Origin of the sequence: Bradyrhizobium sp. F1.13.3, from assembly GCF_040548265.1 — a bacterium.
Lineage (GTDB): Bacteria > Pseudomonadota > Alphaproteobacteria > Rhizobiales > Xanthobacteraceae > Bradyrhizobium.
Genome location: NZ_JBEPRI010000006.1, coordinates 153,835 through 180,580 on the forward strand (window position 1 = coordinate 153,835; position 26,746 = coordinate 180,580).

At 64.4% G+C, this 26,746-nt stretch carries 28 protein-coding genes and 1 pseudogene; 13 read left to right on the forward strand and 16 right to left on the reverse strand.

Features of this window, described 5'->3' with window-relative positions; genetic code table 11:
* The first annotated feature begins 80 nt into the window (after nucleotides 1-80).
* Nucleotides 81-422 (forward strand): hypothetical protein, encoded by a 342-nt coding sequence (locus tag ABIB66_RS18130; RefSeq protein ID WP_275173591.1) that lies wholly within the window; start codon nucleotides 81-83, stop codon nucleotides 420-422.
* A gap of 182 nt (nucleotides 423-604) precedes the next feature.
* Here the strand turns inward: ABIB66_RS18130 and ABIB66_RS18135 are convergent, their stop codons facing one another.
* The 4 genes from ABIB66_RS18135 to ABIB66_RS18150 all read right to left on the reverse strand — a co-directional run bounded on the left by ABIB66_RS18135 (nucleotide 605) and on the right by ABIB66_RS18150 (nucleotide 4,215).
* Complete coding sequence (locus ABIB66_RS18135; protein WP_354061728.1) at nucleotides 605-1,231, reverse strand: peptidoglycan recognition protein family protein; 627 nt, start codon at nucleotides 1,229-1,231, stop codon at nucleotides 605-607.
* A 34-nt stretch (nucleotides 1,232-1,265) separates the two neighbouring features.
* Nucleotides 1,266-2,477, reverse strand: coding sequence for a GGDEF domain-containing protein (locus ABIB66_RS18140; RefSeq protein ID WP_354061726.1), 1,212 nt, complete (start codon nucleotides 2,475-2,477; stop codon nucleotides 1,266-1,268).
* A gap of 695 nt (nucleotides 2,478-3,172) precedes the next feature.
* Entirely contained in the window at nucleotides 3,173-3,784 is a 612-nt protein-coding gene (locus ABIB66_RS18145; protein ID WP_354061724.1) for a LysE family translocator, read from the reverse strand.
* Between the two features lie 56 nt (nucleotides 3,785-3,840).
* Nucleotides 3,841-4,215, reverse strand: a complete 375-nt coding sequence (locus ABIB66_RS18150) for a response regulator (protein ID WP_275173588.1) — start codon at nucleotides 4,213-4,215, stop codon at nucleotides 3,841-3,843.
* A 127-nt stretch (nucleotides 4,216-4,342) separates the two neighbouring features.
* Between ABIB66_RS18150 and ABIB66_RS18155 the strand changes: the two genes are divergently transcribed.
* Nucleotides 4,343-5,176 carry an SDR family NAD(P)-dependent oxidoreductase gene (locus ABIB66_RS18155; protein WP_354208082.1) on the forward strand — a complete coding sequence of 278 codons (834 nt, stop codon included), beginning with the start codon at nucleotides 4,343-4,345 and terminating at the stop codon, nucleotides 5,174-5,176.
* Between the two features lie 202 nt (nucleotides 5,177-5,378).
* On the opposite strand, the gene ABIB66_RS18160 is transcribed toward ABIB66_RS18155, so the two are convergent.
* The gene (locus ABIB66_RS18160) at nucleotides 5,379-6,185 is read right to left on the reverse strand and encodes a lytic murein transglycosylase (RefSeq protein ID WP_354208084.1); all 807 of its coding nucleotides are present in this window, start codon (nucleotides 6,183-6,185) and stop codon (nucleotides 5,379-5,381) included.
* Nucleotides 6,186-6,338: 153 nt separating this feature from the next.
* Here ABIB66_RS18160 and ABIB66_RS18165 point away from each other — a divergent pair.
* Both ABIB66_RS18165 and ABIB66_RS18170 read left to right on the forward strand, forming a co-directional pair.
* A pseudogene (locus ABIB66_RS18165) lies at nucleotides 6,339-7,276 on the forward strand (OmpA family protein).
* 563 nt (nucleotides 7,277-7,839) lie between these two features.
* Nucleotides 7,840-8,076 (forward strand): hypothetical protein, encoded by a 237-nt coding sequence (locus ABIB66_RS18170; protein WP_275173584.1) that lies wholly within the window; start codon nucleotides 7,840-7,842, stop codon nucleotides 8,074-8,076.
* A gap of 167 nt (nucleotides 8,077-8,243) precedes the next feature.
* Here the strand turns inward: ABIB66_RS18170 and rpoD are convergent, their stop codons facing one another.
* On the reverse strand, nucleotides 8,244-10,394 hold the full coding sequence (rpoD, locus tag ABIB66_RS18175) for an RNA polymerase sigma factor RpoD (RefSeq protein ID WP_354208086.1): 2,151 nt from the start codon (nucleotides 10,392-10,394) through the stop codon (nucleotides 8,244-8,246).
* A gap of 385 nt (nucleotides 10,395-10,779) precedes the next feature.
* On the reverse strand, nucleotides 10,780-12,792 hold the full coding sequence (dnaG, locus tag ABIB66_RS18180; RefSeq protein ID WP_354208088.1) for a DNA primase: 2,013 nt from the start codon (nucleotides 12,790-12,792) through the stop codon (nucleotides 10,780-10,782).
* A gap of 192 nt (nucleotides 12,793-12,984) precedes the next feature.
* Here dnaG and ABIB66_RS18185 point away from each other — a divergent pair, with 192 nt between their 5' ends.
* Nucleotides 12,985-13,548: a chlorite dismutase family protein gene (locus ABIB66_RS18185; RefSeq protein WP_354255153.1), complete on the forward strand. Its 564-nt coding sequence runs from the start codon at nucleotides 12,985-12,987 to the stop codon at nucleotides 13,546-13,548.
* Here the strand turns inward: ABIB66_RS18185 and ABIB66_RS18190 are convergent.
* Both ABIB66_RS18190 and ABIB66_RS18195 read right to left on the reverse strand, forming a co-directional pair.
* Nucleotides 13,545-13,943 (reverse strand): gamma-glutamylcyclotransferase family protein, encoded by a 399-nt coding sequence (locus tag ABIB66_RS18190; RefSeq protein WP_354208092.1) that lies wholly within the window; start codon nucleotides 13,941-13,943, stop codon nucleotides 13,545-13,547. The genes ABIB66_RS18185 and ABIB66_RS18190 overlap by 4 nt on opposite strands.
* 45 nt (nucleotides 13,944-13,988) lie before the next feature.
* The gene (locus ABIB66_RS18195) at nucleotides 13,989-14,900 is read right to left on the reverse strand and encodes a transglutaminase family protein (protein WP_354208094.1); all 912 of its coding nucleotides are present in this window, start codon (nucleotides 14,898-14,900) and stop codon (nucleotides 13,989-13,991) included.
* 90 nt (nucleotides 14,901-14,990) lie between these two features.
* Here ABIB66_RS18195 and ABIB66_RS18200 point away from each other — a divergent pair, with 90 nt between their 5' ends.
* On the forward strand, nucleotides 14,991-15,797 hold the full coding sequence (locus ABIB66_RS18200) for an N-formylglutamate amidohydrolase (protein WP_354208096.1): 807 nt from the start codon (nucleotides 14,991-14,993) through the stop codon (nucleotides 15,795-15,797).
* Nucleotides 15,798-15,808: 11 nt separating this feature from the next.
* Here ABIB66_RS18200 and ABIB66_RS18205 read toward each other — a convergent pair whose 3' ends face one another.
* Entirely contained in the window at nucleotides 15,809-16,429 is a 621-nt protein-coding gene (locus tag ABIB66_RS18205) for a LysE family translocator (RefSeq protein WP_085384410.1), read from the reverse strand.
* Between the two features lie 165 nt (nucleotides 16,430-16,594).
* Here ABIB66_RS18205 and ABIB66_RS18210 point away from each other — a divergent pair, with 165 nt between their 5' ends.
* From ABIB66_RS18210 to ABIB66_RS18220, 3 genes are read left to right on the forward strand one after another with little or no spacing between them, the layout of a single operon-like run.
* Complete coding sequence (locus ABIB66_RS18210; RefSeq protein WP_354208098.1) at nucleotides 16,595-16,909, forward strand: ArsR/SmtB family transcription factor; 315 nt, start codon at nucleotides 16,595-16,597, stop codon at nucleotides 16,907-16,909.
* Nucleotides 16,902-17,372: an SRPBCC family protein gene (locus tag ABIB66_RS18215; RefSeq protein ID WP_275173576.1), complete on the forward strand. Its 471-nt coding sequence runs from the start codon at nucleotides 16,902-16,904 to the stop codon at nucleotides 17,370-17,372. Before ABIB66_RS18210 ends, ABIB66_RS18215 begins: the two co-directional genes overlap by 8 nt.
* Nucleotides 17,369-17,881, forward strand: coding sequence for an SRPBCC family protein (locus tag ABIB66_RS18220; protein WP_275173575.1), 513 nt, complete (start codon nucleotides 17,369-17,371; stop codon nucleotides 17,879-17,881). The genes ABIB66_RS18215 and ABIB66_RS18220 overlap by 4 nt, the downstream gene beginning before the upstream one ends.
* An 18-nt stretch (nucleotides 17,882-17,899) precedes the next feature.
* Here ABIB66_RS18220 and ABIB66_RS18225 read toward each other — a convergent pair whose 3' ends face one another.
* Nucleotides 17,900-18,076, reverse strand: a complete 177-nt coding sequence (locus ABIB66_RS18225) for a hypothetical protein (RefSeq protein ID WP_245286329.1) — start codon at nucleotides 18,074-18,076, stop codon at nucleotides 17,900-17,902.
* On the opposite strand from ABIB66_RS18225, the gene ABIB66_RS18230 reads away from it, so the two are divergent.
* The 3 genes from ABIB66_RS18230 (at nucleotide 18,071) to ABIB66_RS18240 (ending at nucleotide 19,466) form a co-directional block, all read left to right on the forward strand.
* The gene (locus ABIB66_RS18230) at nucleotides 18,071-18,403 is read left to right on the forward strand and encodes a hypothetical protein (protein ID WP_275173574.1); all 333 of its coding nucleotides are present in this window, start codon (nucleotides 18,071-18,073) and stop codon (nucleotides 18,401-18,403) included. The genes ABIB66_RS18225 and ABIB66_RS18230 overlap by 6 nt on opposite strands.
* A 65-nt stretch (nucleotides 18,404-18,468) precedes the next feature.
* Nucleotides 18,469-19,275 carry a transglutaminase-like domain-containing protein gene (locus ABIB66_RS18235; RefSeq protein ID WP_354061705.1) on the forward strand — a complete coding sequence of 269 codons (807 nt, stop codon included), beginning with the start codon at nucleotides 18,469-18,471 and terminating at the stop codon, nucleotides 19,273-19,275.
* Nucleotides 19,275-19,466 (forward strand): hypothetical protein, encoded by a 192-nt coding sequence (locus ABIB66_RS18240; protein ID WP_354208102.1) that lies wholly within the window; start codon nucleotides 19,275-19,277, stop codon nucleotides 19,464-19,466. The genes ABIB66_RS18235 and ABIB66_RS18240 overlap by 1 nt, the downstream gene beginning before the upstream one ends.
* A gap of 27 nt (nucleotides 19,467-19,493) precedes the next feature.
* On the opposite strand, the gene ABIB66_RS18245 is transcribed toward ABIB66_RS18240, so the two are convergent.
* Complete coding sequence (locus ABIB66_RS18245; protein ID WP_354208104.1) at nucleotides 19,494-20,267, reverse strand: DUF2189 domain-containing protein; 774 nt, start codon at nucleotides 20,265-20,267, stop codon at nucleotides 19,494-19,496.
* Nucleotides 20,268-20,581: 314 nt separating this feature from the next.
* On the opposite strand from ABIB66_RS18245, the gene ABIB66_RS18250 reads away from it, so the two are divergent.
* Complete coding sequence (locus ABIB66_RS18250) at nucleotides 20,582-22,810, forward strand: ATP-binding protein (RefSeq protein ID WP_354255156.1); 2,229 nt, start codon at nucleotides 20,582-20,584, stop codon at nucleotides 22,808-22,810.
* On the opposite strand, the gene ABIB66_RS18255 is transcribed toward ABIB66_RS18250, so the two are convergent.
* The 4 genes from ABIB66_RS18255 to ABIB66_RS18270 all read right to left on the reverse strand — a co-directional run bounded on the left by ABIB66_RS18255 (nucleotide 22,811) and on the right by ABIB66_RS18270 (nucleotide 26,679).
* A complete protein-coding gene (locus ABIB66_RS18255) occupies nucleotides 22,811-23,254 on the reverse strand; it encodes a hypothetical protein (RefSeq protein WP_354208108.1) in 444 nt (147 codons plus the stop codon).
* Between the two features lie 81 nt (nucleotides 23,255-23,335).
* Nucleotides 23,336-23,803 (reverse strand): MarR family winged helix-turn-helix transcriptional regulator, encoded by a 468-nt coding sequence (locus ABIB66_RS18260; protein ID WP_354208110.1) that lies wholly within the window; start codon nucleotides 23,801-23,803, stop codon nucleotides 23,336-23,338.
* Nucleotides 23,804-23,812: 9 nt separating this feature from the next.
* Nucleotides 23,813-25,423, reverse strand: a complete 1,611-nt coding sequence (locus tag ABIB66_RS18265) for an acyl-CoA synthetase (protein ID WP_354208112.1) — start codon at nucleotides 25,421-25,423, stop codon at nucleotides 23,813-23,815.
* Between the two features lie 119 nt (nucleotides 25,424-25,542).
* The gene (locus ABIB66_RS18270) at nucleotides 25,543-26,679 is read right to left on the reverse strand and encodes an epoxide hydrolase family protein (protein WP_354208357.1); all 1,137 of its coding nucleotides are present in this window, start codon (nucleotides 26,677-26,679) and stop codon (nucleotides 25,543-25,545) included.
* Nucleotides 26,680-26,746 lie beyond the last annotated feature (67 nt).

Below are 26,746 nucleotides of genomic sequence, written 5' to 3' on the forward strand. Positions count from 1 at the left end.
GCCAGGCGTCTTGAACCCCCACTGCCGGTCGGCCGACCAAAAACATTGGACTGACAGCCTCAAGAGAACGGACACAGACCGTGTCGATCATCCTGCAATCCACCGTCGGCGGCTTCTCCGCCCAGTTCATGCGCAAGCTGCCGCTGGTCGAGCAGGCGATGCGCGAGCACGGGCTCGAGCCGTCGGAGTTCGTGATCTCGAAGGACTATGCCTCGACCGCGACGATCCCGCTGATGGGTCCGTTCTTCTTCAATTACAGCGTCTACTTCGGCGACGAGACATTCACGGTCACCGAGCCGAACGACATGGTGTTCCTGGACTACTTCTTCAAGCGCGTGCTCGCGGCGGATGACCCGCCGGAAGTGCCGCGGCGGCCGGGCTTGATCCGGCGGTTGTTCGGCTGGATGTCGGAGCCGGTGTAGTTGCTTTTCCCCTCTCCCCTTGCGGGAGAGGGTGGCTCGCGAAGCGAGACGGGTGAGGGGTCGCCTCCGCGAGCGCATCTCTCACATCGTCATTCGCGGAGACAACCCCTCATCCGGCGCTTTGCGCCACCTTCTCCCGCAAGGGGAGAAGGGAAGAGCGCACCGCCGGCGCCTCGCTAACTCTACTCCCCCCAAACCCGCGCCAGGGTCGCGAGCCAGCAGCCTTCGCAATAGCGGGCGTCCTTGTAGTCGATCCAGTTGTGCGCATAAACGCGGTCGAGCGGGATCCCGTAGCGCGCGCGCAGGATCTGGACGAGGATCTTCCACGCCGCGACCTGCGCCGCGGTCGGGCCCGTCGTGACGTCGGGATAGTTGCCGGCGAACTCGACGCCGATCGAATTGTGGCGCACCACCTGGCGATAGGTCGGCTTGTTATCGATGTACTTGTTGTCGTTGCGGTTGGCGCCGTCGCCATGGGTCGGCACCAGGTTTTCCGCCACCGCCCAATAGACGGTGCCGTCGGTCTCCACCCACAATGTGACGCCGCGACGCGTGGGATTCTTAGCCTGCTCCTGCGCACCGCCGCGCGCCGAACCTGCCGGTCCCTCGGTCTGGTGCACGATGATGTTGCGCCAGGGTTTTGCGTTGCCGACGTCCCCCCATGGCGCCAGCCACACCATCTTCAGGCCGGGGATGTCAGGCGTGCCGGAGGCGCGCGCGAGCTTTGCGAGTTCGGCGTCGGCCGCGGCGGCAGGTGCGATCAGAACGAGGGCGGCGAGAATGGTCGCGAGCAGGCGAGAGATCATCATGCGGGTCCAGTGCGGACCCGACGTTAGCACGCCCCTACGCGAATTTGCGCAAGGCCTCACCTGGATCGATCGGGTCAGGCATGAGCGGCGGCGCCGGATCGTGGACGGCAAAGTCGTTCTTGCCGTTCTTCTTGGCCGCATAAAGAGCGTGGTCGGCATGTGCGATCAGGCGATCCGGAAACTGGCCGACGCCACGGTCCCACTGCGCCACCCCGATCGAGATCGCGATGGGAATGTCGATGCCGGTGCAGTTGACGGCATCCTGGCGGCAGACCTCGAGCACGCGTCGGGCGATCGCAGCCGCTTCGCGCAAGGTCGACGACGGCAGCACGACGCAGAATTCGTCGCCACCGGTGCGGGCGAGCATGTCGCCGGGCCTCAAGCGCGTCTGCGCCATCAGGGTGAAGTGCTGCAGGCAGGCGTCGCCCGCGGCATGGCCATGGGTGTCGTTGATGGTCTTGAAGCCGTCGAGATCGATCACCAGCAGCGAGAACGGCTCGTTGCTGCGCTCCGAGCGGGCGCATTCTTCACCCAGCCGCTGCAACAGATGGCGCCGGTTGGCGACACCGGTGAGATCGTCAAGCAGCGCGAGGTCGGCAACTTCGTTGCGCAGGCGGTCCATCGCCATCAGCAGGAAGCCGAAATTGAGCGTCATCGACAGGAACAGCAGGCCCAGCACCATGACGGCATGAGACTGCCCTCCGGCGACCGACGAGAAATCGCCGCCGAGCAGATTGCCGATCGCACGGGCCGCGAAGATCGCGATGATCATGATGATCACGATGCCGGAGAGCCGGGCTCCCGGGCTGGCACGGCCTTCCGGCGGCGATAGCAGCAAACGCAGCGACAGCGCCAGCGGCAGCGCCTGGCCGAGCGAGTAGCTGAGCATGCGCAGCTGCATGTGATCGAATACGACCATGAAGAACACGACGCCGCTGAGGCTGAGAATTCCCGTCGCGGCCATGACGCGCCACGACACCGGCCGACCGTAGAAGCGCTGAATGCCCATGGCGGCAAGGCTGCTCGCCGCGATGATGCCGACGGCTCCGAGCAGCAGCGGGACAGGCGAGACGACGAAAAGGCGGATCAAGGCCGCCATCGTGCCGATCGCGCCGACGAAGCACGATGCCATCCAGAACCGCGCGGCCGCGAATTTCGGATAGGAGCGCGTCACGTAGGCCCAGATCAGACCGAGCGCCAGGAAGTTGACGACGAATACGGTCCAGAGTGTCGGCACGTTCAGCATGGCGCGCGCCACAAGCGCAGCATCGCGCCCTCCGTCCCTGCCAGCTGTCCGTTCATGACCCCGTCCCCGTTTTGTTGCGGGGACAATGCGACCGACGCGCTTAACGGAGTCTCACTGCGATCCGCGAAAACATGCCTTTGGTTTTGGATTCATGAACGGCCGGCGCATTGTCGGATCGTTAGGCATGGCCGGCGATGTGGATTCGCGAGCCAAAATCACCCGAAAATGCATCTGAGCTGTGGATAACGCGATGACACGGATGTGACAGCGCGGGGCAGAAGCGCGCGAATCTGCTGAGCTTGTCGTCGAGGATGTTGCGAGGCTGGCCCTCCGCCGAGCATCCCTCGTGTCGCGTTTCACCATTAACCCTGAAGAGGATCCTATGGCTAAGAAAGCGAAGAAGGCGAAGAAGGCGACGAAGAAGAAGGCCAAGAAGGCAGCGAAGAAGAAGTAACGAGGCTTCTTATTCTTTGCCCGGGTGGAGCTCGCTCCGCCCGGGCGTCGGGCAGGAATTGTGAGTTTGAAGACGGCGGGCGCAAGGCCCGCTCTTTTATTGGGCGGTTGCTGGAGGGGCGGAATCTTCCGCAGCGTCATGGCCGGGCTTGTCCCGGCCATCCACGCCCACGCCACGGCACGAAGAACGTGGATGCCCGGGACAAGCCCGGGCATGACGACCGCTCGAGAGGTGGAAAGCGCTACCGCTCCGCGAACGCCAGCTTGGCGCCGAGCGCGGCGAAGCCGGCGGCAAAGCTGCGGCGCAGCCAGGCCATGACACGCGGGCGGGAGATGACGCGCTCCCGCACCGAGGCTGCGCAGAGGCCGTAGACCACGAACACCGCAAACGTCATCGCCATGAAGGCGCCGCTCAATTCCAGCATCCGCGCCAGCACATGGGCTTCGTCCGCGGCGATGAACTGCGGCAGGAAGGCGAGGAAGAAGATCGACAGCTTCGGATTGAGGATGTTGATCAGGAAGCCGGTCACGATCACCCGGCCAGCCGAACGCTCGCGGATCTCGCCGTCGACCGCCAGTGCCCCGGTCTCGCGCAGCGCCTGCCATGACATGTAGAGCAGATAGGCGACGCCGCACCATTTCAGCGCGGCGAAGGCGAGCGCGCTGGTGTGGAGCACGGCGGCGAGCCCCAGCATCGCGGCCGTCATGTGCGGCACGATCCCGAGCGTGCAGCCGAACGCGGCCGCGATGCTCGCGCGCGAGCCACGGGTCAGCGCTGCCGCCAGCGTGTAGAGCACGCCGGTACCGGGCGAGGCGACGACGATCAGCGAGGTGAGCAGGAAGGACAAGGTCATGGACCGACCTTATCACCGCGCCGCGGACCGTGAAAGCCGGCCTGCCAGATCGACCGTCAGGACAGCTGCGCGATCTCGGCCTCGCGGAGCACGTCGAGCGGCGCCCAGGGCTTGGCCCAGAACTTTGCGCCGTTCGGCAAGGGCTGCATCAAGGGGCGGCCGGAGGTGACGACGATGTCGAGCTTCGGGTTGCGGTCCTTGGCGACATGCGCGAGCTCGACGCCGTTCATGCGGCCGGCAAGCTGCACGTCCGTCATCATCAGGCAAAGCGCCCCGGCGCTCTTCTCCAGCACCAGCTCGGCCGCCTCGGCGCTCTCGCACTGAATGACGTCATAGCCGCTTTCTTCGAGAAGAAGGCTGAGCATCTCCCTCTGCATGAGGTCGTCTTCAACGATCAGTGCGGTGGCTCGAAACGGCTTTGCTTGTCCCATCGGCGGCTCCCAATGCTGCCTGTCTTCATGAAGTAACGTACGTTAAGGTGGGAACAGCGATGCGGTTCGGTTCCAATATGAAAAAATGTAAAGCATAGTTCCGCTCGAAGGCTTGACGGGGGATATCATGACATCGATCCGCGGCGCCGCCGCCATCAGCGGAGCGGCAAGCGGCATCGGCCGGGCGCTCGCGAGCGAGCTTGCGCGGCGCGGCTGCGATCTCGCGCTCGCCGATCGCGACGAGTCCGGGCTGAAGACGCTCGCGGCCGAGATCGGAGCCGCGCGCAAGGTCAGCCTGCATCGCGTCGACGTCAGCGAGCCCGACGACATCGCGCAGTTCGCGCGTGAGGCGACCACCACGCATCCCGCGCTCGGCATCGTCGTCAACAATGCCGGCGTGGCGCTGATGGGCTCGTTCGAGGAGATCGACCAGGCACAGATGGACTGGCTGTTCGACATCAATTTCTGGGGCGTGGTGCACGGCACGCGCGCCTTCCTGCCGCATCTGAAGACGATGGGCGAGGCGCACATCGTCAACCTGTCCTCGATCTTCGGCATCATCGCCCCGCCGGGACAGTCGGCCTATGCCGCGGCGAAATTCGCGGTGCGCGGCTTTTCCGAGAGCGTGCGGCACGAGCTTGCCATGGCGGGCAGCCCCGTCAGGCTGTCGGTCGTGCATCCCGGCGGCGTCGCCACCGCCATCGCCCGCAATTCGCGCACCGGGACCGGCGTCACCGATAATGCGCGCCGGTCGCAATCGATCGAGCGGTTCGAGAACGCAGCAAAGACCACGCCGCGAGATGCCGCGCTGCGCATCATCAGGGGCATCGAGAGAAACGAGCCGCGCATCCTGATCGGCAACGACGCCCGCTTCATGGATCTCCTGCAGCGCTTCCGCCCGGCAACGTACTGGGCCCCGTTGCAGCGCAAGCTGGAGAGGATGGCGAAGGGGACGAAGTGAGGGGCGCCGTCGAATTGCACGATGCCAGGCGCCACACCCGCCGCTGTCGTCCTGGCGAAAGCCAGGACCCATAGCCACCGAATTCAGTTTGGCGAAGACTGGCAGTTACTCAGCACGTGACTGCGAGTCGTTGTAACGATTCCCGCCTGGGGTAATGGGTCCTGGCGTTCGCCAGGACGACGGCGGAGAGGCATCACGCCCCTCACTGCCCCGCCAGCCGATCGGCAAAATACCCGATCGTCTTGCGATAGATCACCGCCCTGTTCCATTCGCGCATGGCCTCGAAATTGGCGGTGCCTTCGCCGTAGGGTTGGCCCATCTTGAAGCCGCTGGTGTGGAGCAGGTTCGCGGTCGAGGCGAGCACGTCGGGGACGCTGTGGCGGAGATCGACGTGGCCGTCGCCGTCGAAATCAACGCCATACTTGATGTAGGACGACGGCAGGAACTGAGTCTGGCCGATCTCGCCGGCAAAGGCGCCGATCAGGTCGCGCAGCGGCAGGTCGCCGCGCTGTACGATCTTCAGCGCGGCGAGCAGCTCGCCCTGGAACAGCTCCGTGCGGCGGCAATCATGCGCGAGCGTTGCCAGCGTGCGGATCACCGGCATCTTGCCGATGTCGCCCTTGCCGAAATCGCTCTCCAGCCCCCAGATCGCAACCAGGATATAGCGGGGCACGCCGAACTGCTGCTCGATGCGCGAGAGCAGCGCGGCGTGGCGCTGCAACATCGCACGGCCGCCATTGATGCGGCCGGGGCCGACGCGAGTCGAGACGTACTGCTCAAAGCTCTTGTTGAAGGTGTAGCGCTGGCGCCGGTCGAAGGCGAGCACCGCGCCGTCCTGCTGCACACCGCTGAGCGCCGCGCTGGTCACGCCCGCCGAGACGCCGGCGGCTTGCGCTTCCGAGGCCATGCTGGCGACAAAGCTATTGAAGTCGCCGCCGCAGCGCGCGGCCTGCGCCGATCCACTGGCCAGACAGGCGATGAAGGCGATGGCCAGGGCGTATCGCAGCATATGGGGAAATCCTTTGAACAATGAGCGGGGGGAAGCAGCGCGCGATCATGCCCGGGAACCGGATTCGCGTCAAAGCGGCAAATCCTCGCCAGAACCGATCGCTGCCTGCCTGCGACAAATCAAATGCGCTCGCCCCCTCCCCAACCGATCGAGATGTCCATGACCATGTCGCGCCGGGTGCTCGCCGCCCTCGCCTTGCTCTCCCTCACCGTGATGGCCGCTTCCGCACAGACGCGCGATGTCGCCGGCAGCCGCGACTATCCCGGCATCGGCCGGTTCGCCGGCAGCGTCATCACCGGCTATGTGATGAAGGATTTTGACGCGGCGCGGATGCAGGCGGCTCCCTTCAAGGACGGCCAGCCCGTCGATGCGCGGCGGCTCGAGGGCCGCATTGTCCGCATCGCCTATCGCACCAATCCCGGCCCCTCGATCCCGGAAGTGTCGCGAATTTCGAGACGCAGCTTGCCAAAGCCGGTTTCGAGACCCTGCCCGCCTGCGACACCGATTCCTGCGGGGCCATTTCTTTTACCGAAGCCATCGACACGCTGCCGGTGCCGCAGATGTGGGTCGATGGTTTCAACTATCGTTACTACGCCGGCCGCAAGATCGAGGGCGGGCGCGAGACCTTTGCCAGCGTCCTCGTCAGCCAGAACAATCAGGACATCACCGCGCAGGTCACCGTCGCCGAGCTCGGCGCCATCGCGAACAAGATGGTGGACGCCGCCGCGATGGCGAAGGGACTTGGCGAGACCGGCCACATCGCGCTCTACGGCATCTATTTCGACACCGACAAGGCCGTGCTCAAACCGGAAAGCCGGCCGACGCTGGAGCAGATCGCAAAGCTGCTGACGAGCCAGCCGCAGCTCAACGTCTTCATCGTCGGCCACACCGACAGCCAGGGCGCCTATGAGTACAATCTCGACCTGTCGAAGCGCCGAGCCGAAGCCGTCGCCGCCGAGCTGGTGAAGAGTTTTCGAATTGTGCAAACGAGGCTGCGCACCGCTGGCGTCGGCTTGCTGGCGCCGGTCGGATCCAACACATCGGACGCCGGCCGTGCGTTGAACCGCCGGGTGGAGCTGGTGGCGCCGTGAGAACGGCGCGTGCGATGGTGATGGGACAGCGTGAAGTGCGGAACGGATTAACATATGTTAGTCAGCGCAACTTCTGCACGCATGCGGGAATACGTGCAGGGAAACGCGCTTTCTGACAAGGTGGGTACCGGTCGCTGCATTGCGAGAGCAGGAAATATCCAAGCAATTGCTTTGCAAAACGCGATGTCGCGACCACTGCATATCTGACGCGCTCGCTGCGACATCGCAGCGTCAACGATTTGCCTTGCCACGGCATGGCGCGAGTTATAATCTTCTATTCTAGGTTGTCGCCCCGCCAGCCCCGGGCGACGCTGAAGACCAAAATAAACGGCGGGCTTCGCGGCCCGCCGTTTGTTGAGGCAAGGGTGAGGTAAGGGTCTCCTCGAAGGAGCGCATCGGGTTTTACGAAGCGTTGGACGCTTCCGCCCGACATCCAGGCGCCTCGCAAACGGGTTCGTCGATCGATCGCGCAGCCGGTTCTGCCGCTGCAGGGCGCGCAACCGGCCACCGGAAACCTGCCAAAGTCATTTGACTATGGCCCCCTGATCGACGAAAAGCCGGCCATGGCCAAAAAACCCGGAACCAATCCCAAGGGCGAATTCGCCTTTTTCAACGTCTTCTATGAAGACGGCTCCCAACGCTCAAACCGGCGCGTGCCCGCCGAATTGCTCGGCGGCCTCGACGGCGACGAGCCGGCCCGCGCCTTCATCATGGAGCAGGACCGCGAGATCGCCGAAAAATCCGGCCGCCCGCCGATGGAAATCAAGAACCTCGAGCGAGTCGGCGCGAAGAAGAAGTAAGTTTCAGCCCTATCCACGTCATTGCGAGCGGAGCGAAGCAATCCACGTCTCCACATGCCGCGCGATGGATTGCTTCGCTCCGCTCGCAATGACGGGGCGAGAGCTGAAGCTAAAACAAAAACGGCGGGCCTTGGGCCCGCCGTTTTGCTTTGGATCGATGTTCGCGCTCAGTTATCCAAAAAGCTTCGCAGCTTCCGCGACCTGCTCGGATGCTTCAGCTTCCGCAGTGCCTTCGCTTCGATCTGACGAATACGCTCTCTCGTCACCGAAAACTGCTGGCCGACTTCTTCCAGCGTGTGGTCGGTGTTCATGCCGATGCCGAAGCGCATGCGCAGCACGCGCTCTTCGCGAGGGGTGAGCGAGGCCAGCACGCGCGTGGTGGTTTCGCGCAGATTCGACTGGATCGCGGCGTCGATCGGCAGGATCGCGTTCTTGTCCTCGATGAAATCACCGAGGTGTGAATCCTCTTCGTCACCGACGGGCGTCTCCAGCGAGAGCGGCTCCTTGGCGATCTTGAGGACTTTTCGCACTTTCTCCAGCGGCATGCCGAGCTTTTCGGCCAATTCCTCAGGAGTGGGCTCGCGGCCGATCTCGTTGAGCATCTGGCGCGAGGTGCGCACGATCTTGTTGATCGTCTCGATCATGTGCACGGGAATGCGGATGGTGCGCGCCTGGTCGGCGATCGATCGGGTGATCGCCTGCCGGATCCACCACGTGGCGTAGGTCGAGAACTTGTAGCCGCGGCGGTACTCGAACTTGTCGACCGCCTTCATCAGGCCGATGTTGCCTTCCTGGATCAGGTCGAGGAACTGCAGGCCACGGTTGGTGTATTTCTTGGCGATCGAGATCACGAGACGGAGGTTGGCTTCCACCATCTCCTTCTTGGCCTGGCGGGCCTCGCGCTCGCCCTTCTGCACCGAGTGCACGATCTTGCGGAACTCGATGATCTCCAGGCCGGTCAGCGCCGCGAGCTGATGCACCTCGTGGCGGAGGTCCTTGATGCGGTCCTTCTCGTGATGGACGAAGTTCTTCCAGCCCTTGGCCGACAGCTTCGAGACACGGTTGAGCCAGCGCGGATCGAGCTCCGAGCCGGTGTAGTTGCGCAGGAAGTCTTCGCGCGCGACGCCGTGGCTGTCGGCAAGGCGCATCAGGCGGCCCTCATGCGAGACGAGGCGCTTGTTGATGTCGTAGAGCTGCTCGACCAGTGAGTCGATACGCGCCTGGTTGAGGCGCAGCGACTTCACCTCGACGATGATCTCGTCCTTGAGCTTGCGGTACTTGCGCTCCTGGTGCGGCGAGAGCGAGGGGCCGTGCGAGGTGCTCTCGAGCTGGTTCTGGATGTCCTGCTCTTGCAGCTTGCGCAGCTTCTTGTAGCTGTCGGCGATCTTGTCGAAGATCTCGACGACCTTCGGCTTGAGCTCGGCCTCGATCGCCGCAAGCGACATCTGGTTCTCGAACTCGTCGTCTTCGTCCATGTCCGCTTCGGCGGCGGACTCCGCGGGATCCTTCGCGGCCTCGCCGGCATTGCCGGGCGCAGGCGCGGCGCGGAACGGGGTCGGCGCCGGCGGTGCTGCGGGCGGCGCGACATGCGCGGGCGCAGCGCCGGTGACCTGGCCGCCTTCGGCCGCCGCTTCACCGTTCTCGCCGTTGGGACCCGCGATCATTGCATTGTTCATGCCGGCCTTGGCGTCGGGCCCGGCATAGGTGGCTTCGAGATCGATGATGTCACGAAGGAAGATCTTTCCTTCGTTGAGCTCGTCGCGCCAGATGATGATGGCCTGGAAGGTCAGCGGGCTTTCGCACAGACCTGCGATCATCGCCTCGCGGCCGGCCTCGATGCGCTTCGCAATCGCGATTTCGCCTTCGCGCGACAGCAGCTCGACGGTGCCCATCTCGCGCAGATACATGCGCACGGGATCGTCGGTGCGCTCGCCCGGCTCGCTCTTCTTGACCTCGGTGACGGCCTTCTGGGTGACTTCGACGAGCTCGTTGTCGGTCTCGTCCTCGCCGCTCTCGTCCTTGTCCTCCTCGCCTTCGCTATCGTCGGCTTCGGTGACGTTGATGCCCATGTCCGAGAGCATGGACATGATGTCCTCGATCTGCTCGGGAGAGGTCTGGTCGGACGGCAAAACTTCGTTGAGCTGATCGAAGGTCACGAAGCCGCGCTTCTTGGCCTGCTTGATCATCTTCTTCACGGCCGCGTCGGACAGATCGAGCAACGGCGAGGGCGCGTCCTGGGAGTCCTTCTCCGGCGCGTCCGCTGCCTTGTCGTCTTTTTCCTTGTCCTTCGCCTGCAGCGTCTTTGCCTTGGTGGCCATCCATTGCTCCTAAACGCGTTTCACACAGACGTTCGCCCGTTCGCCGCGCCCGCGTGAAATCACTTGAACCTGTTGCTCGATGCTCTCGCTTCGTCAGATCTCGACACGGAAAGGGCGGCGCGGACCTCTTGTCGCCACCCCCGACCTTTCACTCGCCGGATTTGCCTAACGCTTCGTAGAGCCTCTTTGTCGCAGCGGATGCAGGTGTAGTGCCAACAGCAATTGCGCGGATTCATTCCTGACGCGTCTGTTCTGCCTGCGGCCGCCTGGTGGCCAAAGTGCTACAAGACCGTTAAGCCTCGATTAACCCTGTTTTTGCCGCCAAACCTCGGATTTGGCGAGTCTTTTAGCGGTTCCGGTCCCGGCCGTCCGCATGATTCTTTCATCACACGCTCTTCTGGAACCGGCCCGACAGCTCGCCAAAACCCTCGATCAGGGCCTCGGTGCCATCGACTTCGCCTATCCGAGCCTTGACGTCGCGCAGCCACGCCATGTTCGCCTCGCTGGGATCCTCCCCCAAGGCCATCTCGGCGTCTTTCAGCTCTCTAAGTAGTGAATGGTACTGCCGATGCAAGGCGACCAGCTGATGCCAGGTGGAGAGAACGTCGTCCCGCGCGGCGCCCTCGCGGGCGCCCCACACCGCCGCGGTCGTGATGCCGCCATCAACCCTTTGAAGAGCCTGCGAAAATCCGCCCTTCTCGAGGTCGCCGCGCATCTTCTCGGCGAGCTCACCGGGGTCCGGCGAATGGTGATGGTCGTTGGCAAAGGCCGCGATGATGCCGGCCCGGAGCTTGTGGACCTCGGGATGGGCGAGCTCCAGGGCCGCGACTTCCTCGAGATGATCGTGCAGCAGCCATGGGTGGTTGATCAGGATTTGCAGGATCAGGGCCTCGCGGCGGGAGATAGCGCTGCGCTGGCCGCGCATGATCGGGCTTGCCGCCAGCTGCGCGCTCGCCGCCTGGTAGGGCCCGGAGGGCAGCTGGATCGGACCGGGCGGGCCGCGGCGGCCACCAAATCCCTGACCGCCGAATCGATTCGCGCCTCCCCCACCGCGGGGCTGGAACTGGCGACCGACGGGCCCGGGGCGGAAATTGCCCCGGCCGCCGCCAAAGCCGCCGCGCCCGCCTTCGGGGGCAAAGGCGCGCTGAAGCCGCTCGGCAAGATCCTGCCGATAATAGCGCCGCACCACCTCGTCGCGGATGCCGTTGGAGAGCTCCTTGATGCGCGCCTCCAGCGCGGCGCGGCGCTCGGGCGTGGCGAAATTGCCGCCTTCGAGCTCGCGCGACCAGATCATCTCGGCGAGCGGACGCGCCGCCGCGATCACCTCCTCGATCGCGCCGCGACCGCCGGAGCGCACGAGATCGTCCGGGTCCTGCCCTTCCGGCAGCAGCGCGAAACGAAGACTCTTGCCCGGCGCGAGGAAGGGCAAGGCGAGGTCCGCGGCACGATACGCCGCCTTCTGGCCGGCGCGGTCGCCGTCGAAGCAGAGGATCGGCTCGTCCGCCATCTTCCAGAGCAGCGCGAGCTGGTTTTCGGTGAGCGCGGTGCCGAGCGGCGCCACGCTGCCGGCAAAGCCCGCGGTGACCATGGCGATGACGTCGACATAGCCTTCGACCACGACCAGGGCGCTGCCGTCATGGGTGGCTTTGCGCGCCGTCTGGTGGTTGTAGAGATTGTCGCCCTTGTGGAAGAGCGGCGTCTCCGGCGAGTTCAGGTATTTGGCCGGAACGTCCTTTTCCAGCGCGCGCCCGCCGAAGGCGATGACGCGACCGCGCAAATCCGTGATCGGAAACATCACGCGATCGCGGAAGCGATCATAGGGCACCGGGATGTCGTTGCCGGCCACCAGCATGCCGGTCTCGACCATGTCGTCGACGGAGACGCCGAGCTTGCCGAGATGCTCTTTCAGCGCGAAGCGATCGGGCGGCGCATAGCCCAGCCGAAACTGCAATTGCGTCGCCGGCGAGATGGCGCGATCGGCGAGATAGCCGCGCGCCTTGGCGCCGACGCGCGAGGCCAGCGTCTCGGCGAAGAACTTCGCGGCGAGATCCATCACGTCATGCAGCGAGCGGCGCCGCTGCTCCTGACGCGCCGCATCCGGCGTCACCGCCGGCAGCGGCAGGCCCGCCATATTGGCGAGCCGCTCCACGGCCTCCGCGAACGGCAGGCCATCGGTCTCCATCATGAAGCTGATGATGTCGCCGTGCTTGCCCGAGGAGAAGTCGTGGTAAAAGCCCTTCTGGTCGTTGACGTAGAAGGACGGCGTCTTTTCCTGCTGGAACGGCGACAGCCCCTTCCATTCCCGCCCCGCCTTCTTCAGCTTGACGCGCTTGCCCACGACCTCGGAAACCGAAAGCCGGGCACGCAGCTCGTCGAGGAATTGGGGCGTGAAGCGCATGGGCTCTGTGTAACGCGAAACCGTGTGAGTCGGGCGAAGGGATCAGGGATATAGGGACGACCCGTCCAGAAGTCAGGTTTGTCAGGCTTATACGCGCTGTTCACAGCCCTTCCGTCATTCCAGGGCGGGCGGAGCCTGAGCCCGGAGTGACAGAGGCCTTGAACCCGCCCCGGTTCCACGCTTCCATGGGCCATGTTCAGGACCTTCCGAGGCGGCCAGAGCGGGGGTTGGCGCATCACCTCGATTTCGCCCGTGACGGGCGAACCCCTCCCCTTCATGCCGGCGCTGTCGGTCACCGACAGCGAGGCCATCGCGCTGCCGCTGGTGCCCTCGCGCAATGCCTGGCGGCTCGTCGGTGTCGCGAGCAGCTTGCGCTACACCGAGCGCACCGAGAAGCAGCAACTCACGGCCGTGCAGGCCGGCCTCGGCCGGCTGGAAGCAACCAGCGCGGCGCTGATCCCGATCCGCAAGTCGCAGGCCTGGTGGGATCTGACCCAGGAGGAGCGCCGCAGGATCTTCGAGGACAAATCGCATCACATCGCGAGCAGCCTGCGCTTCCTGCCCGCGATCGCGCGCCAGCTCTATCATTGCCGCGACCTCGGCGGGCCCTTCGATTTCCTGACCTGGTTCGAATTCGCGCCCGCGCACGCCTCGCTGTTCGAGGAGCTGGTGGCGATGCTCAGGCGGACCGAGGAGTGGAGCTATGTCGAGCGCGAGGTGGACGTACGCGCGGTGAAGGAAGTGCTGTCGGCCTAGTGATCGAGGAAGCGGCCGGATTCGATGCGCGGCAGATCGGTGACCGGCCAGTTGTAGATGTAAGTCCAGGCCGGTGCCGTCGCGCCGTCCGCCCCTGTCACGTCGACCAGCTGGCGCAGATATTCGGTCGGCTCCGGAAAGCCCTCACCGCAGGCCTCGTACATGTCGAGCTCGCGCAGGAGCTCGTCCGGCACGCGCAGCTGGAAGAGTTCGCCGTGGACGCGGTCGGACGGCACATCGGAGAGCAGCAGCCCCGGATAATGCTTCACCAGAACGAGCCGGCCGCGGCAGGTCGCTTCACCGAGAAAATCCGCGTGGCCCGCAAGCAGCCGCGCCATCGGATGGTCGAAGCCGCGCATCAGCGTGCCGTAGACGAAGAGACGATTGGAGGTCATGGCCTTCTATAACCGTCAATCAGCAGCGCGCAAATCGCGGCCGATCTACGAAACCTCCGCCTCCAGCTCCTCGTCGCTGCGTTGCTCGTCCGACACCACCCTGATGGTCACGTCCATGGCCTCGAACGCGCCCGCAGGGCCGATATAGACGCCGTGCAGCGGGATCGCCTGGCGCGGATCGCGGGCGACCGCGACGCGGATGAGGTCGCGGGTGCCGACGATGCCGTTGGTCGGATCGAACTCGATCCAGCCCGCGCTCGGCAGATAGACCTGCACCCAGGCATGCGTCGAACCACCGCCGACATGGCGCTGCGCGATATCCTCCGGCAGGAAGATGTAGCCGGATACGAATCGTGCGGCGAAGCCGAGATGGCGCAGCGCCTCGATCATGAACAGCGCGTAGTCGCGGCAGGTTCCGGTGCCGGACTGCAAGGTGTCGAGCGGATGCTGCGTGCCCAGTTCGTGGCGCTTGCGATACTTGAACCGCTCGCGGATGCCGTGGGTCATGCCGCTCAGGATCTTGAAGGTCGGCGTCGGCGCGTCCTCGTCGAGAAAGCCGCGCGCCCATTCCGCGATCTCGCCCTCGGGATCGGTATATTGCGGCGTGATGTACTGGACGAGGTCGGGAAATTCCTCGTCCTCATAGGCGAACGGATAGAAATAGGCCGAATCGTCCGGCGTCAGCGCGAACTCCTCGACCGGATTGTGCTCGACGGTGACGTGCCAGTCGAACACCAGCGCGGCCGCGCGCTCGTCGAAATTCGCGATCGCGACGGAATTGCCGAACACGTCGTGGATCCAGTGCAGCGACATCGGCTCGGGCGAAATCTCGAGCCTGGAGTCGAGCACCCGCAGATCATGCCCGTCGCGCGGACGCAGCATGATCCTGTGTTCGCCGAACGCCACGGGGCGGATGTAGCGATATTCGGTCTTGTGATGAATCGTCAGCAGCGGCATCGTCAGGCAATCATGGTGATGTCGGGCGGACCAATCTATAGCAATCCCGCCCGATTCTTCGGGTGACTGCTGTTTCATTAGGCAATCAGGATGGCTTTAGACACAATCGAGGCGACCAATCAACTCCTCAGCGAGGGTGACGTCCCTCCGGTGCACGAGGTGAATGCGCAAGGGACGTCGCCTTTTTTGCTCACCTCGGACCACTACGGACGGGTGCTGCCGCGTACGCTGGGCGATCTCGGCGTCGCGGGAGGCGAGCTGACGCGGCACATCGCCTGGGACATCGGCATCGCGGGTGTCGCCGACCGGCTGGCCGAGATGCTGGGCGCGCATCTGATCGCCCAGCGCTATTCGCGGCTTGTGATCGACTGCAACCGCCCGCCCGCCGCCGTGAGCTCGATTCCCGTGATTTCCGAAGCAACCGCGATCCCGCGCAACGAGGGGATTTCGGAGCAGGAGCGCAAAGCGCGCAGGCGCGAGATTTTCGAGCCCTATCACCGCCGTATCGATGCAGCGATCGGCCGCCGCGTGCACGACAAGCGGCCCACGGTGCTGGTGTCGCTGCACAGCTTCACCCCCGTTTACGCCGGCGTCGCGCGTCCCTGGCACATCGGCGCGCTCTACAATCGCGACACCGTGCTGCCGCAGCTGTTGCTCAGGCATCTGCGCAGAGAGAGCGATCTCGTCGTCGGCGACAACGAGCCCTACGCGGTGAACGACCTCACCGACTACACTATTCCCGTCCACGGCGAAGCCCGCGGCCTCGTCAACACAGGCATCGAGATCCGCCAGGATCTGATCGCCGACCAGTCCGGCCAACAGCAATGGGCCGAGCGGCTGGCGCGGATTTTTGCGGAGATCGAGCTGGAGCTGCGGGCGGCGAGGCTGGTCGACTAGCTCAACGCCGGTTATTTCGCCCTGGTCAGCGCCAGCCAGATGCCGCCGCCGATCATGAAGCCGCCTGAGATGCGCGACATCATGCGGGTGCGGCGAGCCGAAAAGAACTTACGGGCGCGCCCGGCCGCGATGGCGTAGAGCGCGTCCGTCATCACCGCAGTGACCATGAAGGTGGCCCCCAGCAGCGCGACCTGCGGGAAGTGGTCGCGGTTCATGTCCATGAACTGCGGGATGAAGGCGCCAAAGAACACCAGCACCTTCGGGTTCGACAGCAGCACCAGGAAACCTTGCAGGAAGAATCCGCCACGCGGCGGCGCTGGCGGCTCGTCCACATTGACGCCCTCGACCGGCGCCCAGATCAGCTTGATGCCGAGCCAGACCAGATAGGCGGCGCCGGCAAAGCGCACCCAGTCGAACCAGTAGCCCATGGTCGCCATCAGCGAGGTCAGGCCGACCGCGACGATGCCGATGACGATGGCGAGGCCGGCCTGCGCACCGGCCACGTTGGTCAGCGCCGCACGCGTGCCGTGGCGCAGCCCGTTGGCGATGACGAGAGTGACGATCGGCCCCGGCAGCAGCGCCAGCGCGATGCAGGCGGCAAGGAAGGCGAGATAGGCTTGCAGAGACATCATGGGGAGGACTCGCTGAGAGCGGTTCGGAGCATTAATGCATGACACTCAATGTCCGTCCAGCGCCGCAGCCCCACGTCTTCATCTCCGGCGTCTGCAGGAACACGAGCATCGCGCGCCGCACCACCATCTTGACATGCAACCATATGGTTGCATATTATCGTCGCCATGGATGAGGTCTTCAAAGCGCTCGCCGATGCGTCACGACGGTCGCTGCTCGACAGGCTTCACGCCAGGAACGGCCAGACGCTGAACGAGCTCTGCGAAGGTCTCGCGATGACGCGCCAGGCGGTGACCAAGCACCTTGCCATTCTGGAACAGGCCAATCTGGTCACTACGCTCAGGCACGGCCGCGAGAAGCTGCACTATCTCAATCCGGTTCCGATCCATCAGATCGGCGAACGCTGGATCAAGAAATTCGAGCGCGGCAAGCTCGCCGCACTCGGCGAGTTGAAACGCCGGTTGGAGAAGCGCGATGAGTAAGCCGCAATTCGTCTATGTCACCTACATCGAGACCACGCCAGAGAGGCTGTGGGAGGCGCTGACATCAAGCGAGTTCAGCAAGCAATACTGGTTCGGCGCCGAGGTCAGATCCGACTGGAAAATCGGCTCCCCTTTCGCGCTGCTGCTGGACGGCGAGACCACCGATTCCGGCGAGATCCTCGAGGCCGATCCACCGCGGCGGTTGTCCTACAGCTTCAAGCACCAGAAATACGAGGAATTGCGCGGTGAGCCGATATCCCGCGTCGTGTTCACCATCGAACCGTTCGGCTCGCTCGTGCGTTTGACGGTGCTGCATGACGGCTTCGTCGAAGACGGCAAATATCTCGGCGCCGTCTCCAACGGCTGGCCGGCGATCCTGTCCGGTCTCAAGAGCCTGCTGGAAAGCGGCAAGGTGCTGGCCATTCCGCGCGCAGCCCTCAACAAGGGATTCGATGCAAGATGAACCTCGATCAGTTCAAGCCGCTCACCGTCTACACGATTTACATCGCCGCGACGCCGGACAAGGTGTGGGAGGCGCTGACCTCCGCCGAGTTCAGCCGCAAATACTTTTCCGGCTTTGCAGTTGAGATGGAGCCAAGACTCGGCGGGAAATTCATCGTGCGCGCGCCCGACGGTTCGGAACACATCTCGGGCGATGTGTTCGAATACGATCCGCCGAACAAGCTGACGGTGACGTGGAACGTCAACTGGCCCGACCTCGTCGCAAAGCTCGGCACGACGCTTGTGACTTATGAGATCGAACAAGCCGGCGAGGCCGTCCGCCTCACCATGAGCGAACGTCACGACCGCCCGCTCAGCGACGACATCCTTTCCGGCGGCCGCACCGGCTGGCCCGCAATCCTGTCAGGGCTGAAGAGCCTGCTGGAAACGGGCAAGGCGCCGCAGATCAAGATGGCGCCGCCGGCGCAGATGCTGGAAGCGTTGAAGGCGATGGGTATCAAGACGCCGTAGCGGGCGAACCCGGCGCCGTCATCGCTTCTTCTTCACCGGCGGATTGATTTCGTCGATCTTGCGACTGCAATCCGCTTCCGAATCGTGCGGGCCCGAGACAAAGGTCCCGCTGACCTTGATCGCGTACCAGCCCGACTCGACGCCGAGCCGGAGCGCTTCTTCTGTCTTGACGTGTCGTGGGGAGAGAGCTTGCATCTGGTGCTTTCGGTTGGCGTTCGATCTCATGATCGAATCGCGGTGAAACCTTCAGAGGTCCGCGGCACGCGCTGCCGCGTCCAACTCACCCGCTGGAGCGGGCAATCTGCGCAACGACCGCTGTTGCGACGTCGCGATGAGTCGGCTCCGCCGGTGCGAGGAAATGAGGCGCTTCACGTCGCGCGAATAGTCGTGGCGCTGCATAGCGCAGAGACGACAGGTCTTTCCGACATTATCGGCACCGTGCGCGCAATCGCCGCAATTAGCTATCGTTTTCTCGCCCGCGCCGCGCTTTTGAGGCGCCAAATGCCGTGCGCGATCGAATAAGCCGTCGAAGCCTTGTGATCGGCGGCTTCGTAGCCATGTTGGGAGCTTAGCCAAGGGAAAATCGTATGAAGCTCCGCGTCGGATTTGAGATGCTGTACGAATTCCCGCAGCCCACGCCTATGATCATGGTGTTGGGCACGCACTTTACGCGCGCCTCCGATGTCATCGTGCCCGACCTGGTGACCACCAGACCCTCGGTGCCGATCACTCCCTATCGCGACCTCTTCGGCAATTGGTGCAGCCGTATCGTGGCGCCGGCCGGCGCCTTTCGCCTTGCCGGCGACGGCGTCGTGAGCGACAGCGGCCTGCCCGACCCGGTGTTCCCGAAAGCGGCTCAGCACGCCGTCGAGGCGCTGCCGGCCGACACGCTCGTCTATCTGCTCGGCAGCCGCTACTGCGAGACCGATCGCCTGTCGGATATCGCATGGAAACTGTTCGAGCACACCCAGCCGGGCTGGGCGCGGGTCCAGGCCATCTGCGATTTCGTTCATCGTCACATCGCTTTCGGCTATGAGCACGCGCGCGCAACCAAGACGGCGCGGGAGGCCTACGACGAAGGCAAGGGTGTGTGCCGCGACTATGCTCACCTTGCCATCACGTTCTGCCGCTGCATGAACATCCCGGCGCGCTACTGCACCGGCTATCTCAGCGACATCGGCACGCCGAAGCCCTGGGCTGTGGGAGATTTCGCCGGCTGGTTCGAGGCTTATCTCGGAGGAAGCTGGCACATGTTCGATCCCCGCAACAACACGCCGCGGATCGGCCGCGTGCTGATCGCACAAGGACGCGATGCCGCGGACGTCCCGATCACCCAGACCTTCGGTCCGAATAAGCTGGTCAATTTCAAGGTATGGACCGACGAGGTTGCCTGATGACAGACAACAGCGTTGCGCTCAGCGCCGATGAATTTGCGTCGTTGGCCGAGATCGGCAAGGGCAAGGCGCAAGGCGAAATTCCGCAAGCGCATGGCGAGCGGCTGACCAACCTGGGTTATGCGATCAGGCGCCTCGGTGAACTCGAACTGACCTCATCAGGCGAGCGCCGGCTGGCAACGGGCGAATAGCTCGCTGCCGTTGCGTCCGGCTCGCTGTTACGCCACCGGCACCACGATCCGCCGATAAAGATGCCAGGTCGCGTGCCCGAGCACGGGCAGCGCCACCACCAGCCCCAGAAAATACGGCAGCGCGGAGACGATCAGGACCATCACAATCACCGCGGCCCAGCCAATCATCGGCAGCGGGCTGGCCACGACCGCGCGCACGCTCGTCACCATCGCCGTGACGAAATCGACCTCGCGGTCGAGCAGTAGCGGAAACGACACCACGGTCAGTGAAAACAGGATCAGCGACAGCACCGCGCCGACCGCGTTGCCGATGCCGAGGAACAGCAAGCCCTCATTCGTGGTCAGCACCACCGTCATGAATTCCTGTAGGCTCGAGAACGAGGCATGCAGGCCAAGCAACAGCGCGATCAGAAGCCGCACCTGATACATCCAGACCACGAACACGAACAGCGTGACGAAGGCCATCCAGCCGATCTCGCTGCGCGCGCGCACGGCCGACCAGATCGCGCCGAGCGAGATGGCCTCGCCGCGCTCGCGACGGCGGCTGACTTCATAGAGCCCGATCGCCACGAATGGCCCGAGCAGCGCGAAGCCGGCGGCCAGCGGATAGACCAGATAGACCATGCCGAACGCGGTGAAGCACAGCATGATGGCAATGCCGCCGGCGGCGTAGAGCGCACCGAAGCAGAGGCCGTACAGCGGCAGCGCCTGGAAATCACGCAGGCCCTCGACCAGCGCCTCGGCGATGTCGGTCGCCGCGACGGGACGCACCACCGGATCGACCTTGCCCGAAATGGACATCAGCTTCCTCCTCGTTGGCCGGCGCGATCTCCGTCGCGCGCGGATTGGCCTCGATCTTAGCGTCCCCGCGGCCGGTCCGCACGCGCGAGTTGACGGCCGGACGACGGTATCCCGAAGCCGCCGGCGCAGACCCGGGGAAACCACCGCGCCGTCAGCGTCGCTTCGTTCGGGAAGCTCATCCGTGCTGCACGCGGCTCGAAATCTTTCCCCGTCGGAGACTTTTTCGGCCCGATGCCTATGGACTGAGCTGAGGGTGGTGCCGCAAATTGGGTCCTTGAACGAGCGCGCGATGACCCGAATGGACCGTCCCACCGATGAGCTTGCGTACCCGGCTACTGATACTCGTCATCGCGGCCATGCTGGTGCCGGCGAGCCTCGTCGGGCTGCGTTTCGTGCAGAACCGGAGCAGTGAAATCTACGCCGCCCTGGCCAATCTGGCGGCTTCGGCCGACGACATTGCCAGCGATCTGGGCGAGAAGATTCAGGGCACTGCGCAGCTTCACTACGGTCTGGCCCGTGCGCGCGACCTCGACACGCGCGACAAGGCGGCGTGCTCGGCGTTTCTGTCCGATGTGCGCGAGGAATACCCTCAGTTCACGGGAATCCTGACTATCGACCCGGACGGCAGTCTGTTCTGCGACTCGCCGCGGACCAACCGCACCCTCGACCTGAGGGATCGCGCCTATTTCAAGCAGGCCCTGGTCTCGCGCAACGTCGTGGTTGAGCCGGTATTCGGCCGGCTGACCGGAATATCGGTGCTCCAGATCGCATATCCGGTGCGATCGGAGGCGGGCGCGCTGAAGCTGGTGCTGCTTGCCTCGTTCAACCTGCGCAAATTCGCCGAGTATCACCACAAGCGGCTGCTCGCCGAGAAGGATATCCTGCTCATCGACGCCAAGGGCACCGTTCTCGTCGCCCCCTCGACAGCCGGCTGGAGCGCGCCCGTGGGCGCGTCGATTGCGGGATCCGACCTGCTCCGCTTCGCGACGGCTCCCGATCAAGATGCATATCAAGAAGTGACCGATCGCGACGGCCGCACGCAGGTCTGGGCCGTCGCCCCCTCGCCTTCGATCCGTGATGCCGGCCTCCATATCCTGGTCGGACGGTCCAAGGACGGATTGGTCGCGGCGGCGAATCGCCGGCTCTACGAGGACATGGCGATCCTCGCGGTGGCCTTGCTGCTGCTGCTGGCCGGCGTATGGATCCTCGCAACCGTGAGCGTCGGGCGCCAGGTCGGGCGGCTCGCCAACATGGCGAAGAGGCTCGGGCTCGGCGATCTCAGCGCGCGAATTCCCCCTCCCCATCCGCGCGGCGAACTGGGCGGATTGATGACCCTGCTCAATGGCACCGCCGAGTCGCTCGAGCAGCAACGCGCGGCCATCGCGGACCTCAACCAGAAGCTCAGCCAATCCCAGAAAATGGAGGCCATGGGCCAGCTCACCGGCGGCGTGGCACATGACTTCAACAACCTCCTCACCGTCATTCTCGGCAATTCGGAGCACCTTGCCGACAGGCTGGCGGGAAACACGGAGTTGCACCGGATCGCCGGCGACATCGCAACAGCGGCCGAGCGCGGCTCCGACCTGACGCGGAGCCTGCTCGCCTTCGCGCGCAAGCAACCCCTGAGACCGCGGGACATCGACATTAGCGAGAAGATTCAGGAGATGGAGCAGTTGTTGCGTCGGCCGCTGGGCGAGCACATCGAATGCGCCTTCGCGCTCGAACCGGATGTGGGGTTGACCAGCGTCGATCCCGGCCAGCTGACGACGGCACTGCTCAATCTCGTGCTCAACGCGCGCGATGTCATGCCGTTGGGCGGTAGGCTGACCATCGAGGCGCGCAACGCTTCGCTCGGTGAGTCCGACCTTGACGTCAACGGCGAGCCGCGACCGGGCGACTATGTCATGGTGGCCGTGACCGACACCGGCAGCGGCATGACCGCCGAGGTGGCAAGCCGGGCGTTCGAGCCGTTCTTCACCACCAAGGAGGTCGGCAAGGGGACGGGGCTCGGCCTGAGCATGGTCTACGGGTTTGTGCGGCAGTCCGGCGGATTGGTGCAGATGCAGTCCGCGCCGAGACAAGGCAGCACCGTCAGGCTGTTCTTTCCCCGCCTGGCAACGCCGCCGAACGAGACCCCCTCACCCGCCGAAGGGATCGTCACGCGCGAAGCAAGCGAGACCATTCTCGTCGTCGAGGACAACGACATGGTTCGGACCTATGTCGAAAGCGAGCTGAAGACGCTCGGCTACCGCGTCATCACGGCGGCGAGCGGCCCGGAGGCGCTCGACTTGTTGCGCCAGCCCGGGGACATCGACCTGCTGTTCACCGACGTCGTGATGCCCGGCGGCATGTTCGGGCCGGAGCTAGCCAGGCAAGCGATCCAGCTGCGGCCCGGGCTCAAGGTGCTCTTCACTTCCGGCTACAGCCAAAATCCGGTCAAGGCGCCCGACGGGATCGGCGATGCCCGCATCCTGACCAAGCCGTTCCGGCGGCGAGACCTCGCCGCGATGCTGCGATCCGCGCTGTCGAAGCCGTCGCGGTAGTCAGGAGCGCGACGCGAGGAGAAGCGCCGCACCCAGATTGGCCACGAACAAGACCGCGTCGATGACGAAGATCCTGAGCATCGGGCCCTTCAACACGGGCCAGTAAGCCACCCCGACGCGTCCTCCGCGCAGCAGGACCGGAAGGTTGTAGGCGAACTGGCTGAAATGGCAGGCGGCAAAGAACAGGAACAGCGCCAGCTGCGCTTCGACCGGCTGGAAGAAAACCGGACGGGCTGCCAGAAGATAGAGCGACAGAAGGCCGATCGGCAGATTGATGCCGCCGAGGAATGCCACGCTGGCCGACAATGTCGGCGCGATCGGATTGGCGCGCTCTTCCCGCGGCACGAGAATCTTCAGCGTGTTGGCTTGCGCAATGCTGAACTGGATGAAGGCGCCGCCGAACCAGAACGCGTTGAGGAGCAGGACGATATCCGAAAGACGCATGGCGGAGCCCTCCCTTGGCTCGTCGGCCAGGAAAGTGACAAAGCCCGCTCCTCATGTCAACCATGTTGACTTCAAGAATTGTCAATTGGTGTCGGCGATCGCCTCCATGACGCCCATCCACGCAGCCGCACCTGTCGCTCCGACGCGATCGAACGCCTCGCGCAGCACCTTGCGCTCGTGGTCCGATGCACGCTGCTCGATGCGCTGCCCCGCGGCGGTCAGGCGCAGCAGCTTCGAGCGATGCTGCTCGGGCGAGCGTTTCGAGGTCAGGAGCTTGCGCTCCAGCAACAAATTGAGCGGCCGGTTCAGGGCCTGCTTGGAAATGCCGAGGATCTCGATCAGCGAGCCGATCGCGATATCGGGCCGGCGCGCCACCACGTAGAGAATGCGATGGTGCGGGCGCGACAGTCCCTGCTTGGCGAGATACGCATCGGCTTCGAGTGTCATCCCGCGCCAGCCGTAATACATGAGCTCCAGCGCCGCATCGAGATCGTGCAGCTTCGCAAGTGAGGCGCGGTGAAGCCCCGCGGCTTGAGACGTCTTTGCCATTGCAGGAAGCTACCCCCTCGTCCGCAGTTCGCGCCGCAGCACCTTTCCGGTGGCGGTCATCGGCAGTGTCTCCGCGAACTCCACGAAGCGCGGGTATTCGTGGGCGGCGAGTTGCACCTTGACGAATTCCTGGATCTCGCGCGCGAGTGCGTCGCCGGCGGCAAAGCCCGGGCGCAGCACGATCCAGGCCTTGATCGATTCGGTGCGGATCGGATCGGGAATGCCGACCACCGCCGCCATCGCCACCGCCGGATGCTTCATCAGCGTGTGCTCGATCTCGGACGGGCCGACGCGATAGCCGGCGGTGGTGATGACGTCGTCCTCGCGGCTGACGTACCAGAAGTAACCGTCCTCGTCCTGCACGCCGAGATCGCCGGTGAGCAGGAACTCGCCGGCATATTTCTTCGCCGTGGCGTCCGGATTGCGCCAATATTCGAGCATCGTGCAAGGACAGGGCTGGCGCACGCCGATGATGCCGCGCTGGCCACGCGGCTGCTCCTCGCCTCTGTCGTTGACGATGCGAACGTCGAAACCCGGCGTCGCCTTGCCCATCGAACCGGGGCGGATCGGAAACAGATTCGCGTTGCTGCCGATCACGAGATTGCATTCGGTCTGGCCAAACACCTCATGCGCGTCGATGCCGAAAGTCTCGTGCACCCAGCCGAGCATCTCGCCGCCGAGGGACTCGCCGCCGGTAAAGATGCTGCGCAGCCTGACGCCCGGATGCGTCACCCTGGCCTGTCGCATCAGCTTCAGCGCGGTCGGCGGCAGGAAGACATTGCGCACGCCGAGATCGGCCATCATCTGCATCGCCGCCTGCGGCTCGAACTTTCGCGCGCGGTGACCGACCAGGGGAATGCCGTGATACCAGAACGCGAACAGGCCGTTGATGAGGCCGCCGATCCAGGCCCAGTCCGCCGGCGTCCACATCAGATCGCCGGGGCGCGGCAGGAAGTTGTGGCACATCTCGACATTGGGGAGATGTCCGAGCACGACGCGATGCGCATGCAGTGCGCCCTTCGGATTGCCTGTCGTGCCCGAGGTGTAGATGATCAGCGCGGGATCGTCCGGAGACGTGTCCACCAGCGTGAAGTCGGGCGATGCAGCCTTGACCGAATTCCAGAACGATGTCGTGCCCGCCGGCGTTCGTTCGCCAACGATGTAGACATTCTTCAGCTCCGGCAGGCGGTCGCGAATCTTCGAAAGCTTCTCCCAGCCACCCTCGTCGGTGACGATCGCCTTGGCCTGCGAGTTCGACAGACGGAATTCCAGCGCGTCTTCGCCGAACAATGCGAACAGCGGAATGGAGATCATCGCCGAACGGAACGCCGCCATGTGTGCGATCGGCAGCTCCAGCGACTGCGACAGGAACACCGCGACGCGGTCGCCGCGGGCAAGACCATCCGCCTTCAGCACATTGGCGAAGCGGCGCGACATCTCCGCGACCTCGTCGAAGGATGTGCGCGTGATGGCGCCGTTCTCGTCGACATAGACCAGCGCCAGCCGGCCAGTGCCGTCAGCATGGCGATCGCAGCAGGCCTCCGCCATGTTGAAGCGCGCCGGGATCTCCCAGCGGAAATTGCCATAGAGTTCGTCGTAGGTGCTGGCTTCGGTGAGCATGGTCGTTTCCCGGCGGCGTCGTCATGGCCGGGCGTGTCCCGGCCATCCACGTTCTTGTTTGACCTCAGTTTAAGGACGTGGATGCCCGGGACAAGCCCGGGCATGACGCAGATTGCGTTTCAGCGCACCGTCGCGAAGAACTTGCGGACATCGCGCACGAACAGCTCCGGCTGCTCGAATGCGGCGAAATGCCCGCCCTTCTCCATCTCGCTCCAATGCGTGATGTTGTGGAAGTTCGGCTCCATCCAGCGCCGCACCGGCGTGATGATCTCCTTGGGGAAGACAGCGACGCCCGTCGGCACCTTGACGACCGGCGTGGTCCGGCGCTTGCCAAAGCTTTCCCAATAGAGGCGCGCGGACGAGGTCGCCGTCTCCGTCGCCCAGTAGAGCATGACGTTGTCGAGCAGCTCGTCCTTGGTGAAGATGTTTTCGGGATGACCGTTGCAATCGGTCCAGGCCCAGAATTTTTCCAGAATCCAGGCCGCCTGCCCGCTCGGTGAATCCGTCAAGCCGTAGCCGAGTGTCTGCGGCCGCGTCGATTGCTGCTTCGAATAGCCGGAATCGAGGTCGACGTAATGCTTGAGGCCGGCGAGCGCGCGCTTCTCTTCCGGCGTCGGTTCGCCCTCGACCTTCGGTGCTGCGTTGAAGGCGAGCGTAATGTGGATGCCGGCGCAATGCTCGGCGTCCTGCATGCCGAGCGAGGTCGTTACCGCCGAGCCCCAGTCGCCGCCCTGCGCGCCATACCTGATATAACCGAGTCGGTCCATCAGCCTGGCCCAGGTCGCGGCGATACGATCGACGCCCCAGCCGGTGGTGTTCGGCTTGCCGGAGAACCCAAAACCCGGCAGCGACGGACAGACGACTTGGAAGGCATCGGCAGGATCGCCGCCGTGCGCGGCAGGATCGACCAGCGGCGCGATCACCTTCTGGAATTCGACGATCGAGCCGGGCCAGCCATGGGTGATGATCAGCGGCAGCGCCGACGGATGCTTGGAGCGCACATGCAGGAAGTGGATGTCGAGCCCGTCGATCTCGGTGGTGAACTGCTCGAAGCGATTGAGTTTTGCTTCGCGCGCGCGCCAGTCGTAGCCATCAGCCCAGTAGGTGCAGATCTCCTGGATCGATGCCAGCGGCGCACCTTGGCTCCAGTCGGAGACGAGCTCCGCCTCCGGCCAGCGCGTGCGAGCAAGGCGCGACTTGAGGTCGGTGAGGATATCGTCGCTGATGGCGATGCGAAACGGTTTGATGGCGGTCATCGGAGAGGCCCTGCTCATCGGAGGTTCTCGTCATGGCCGGGCTCGTCCCGGTCATCCACGTTCTTTC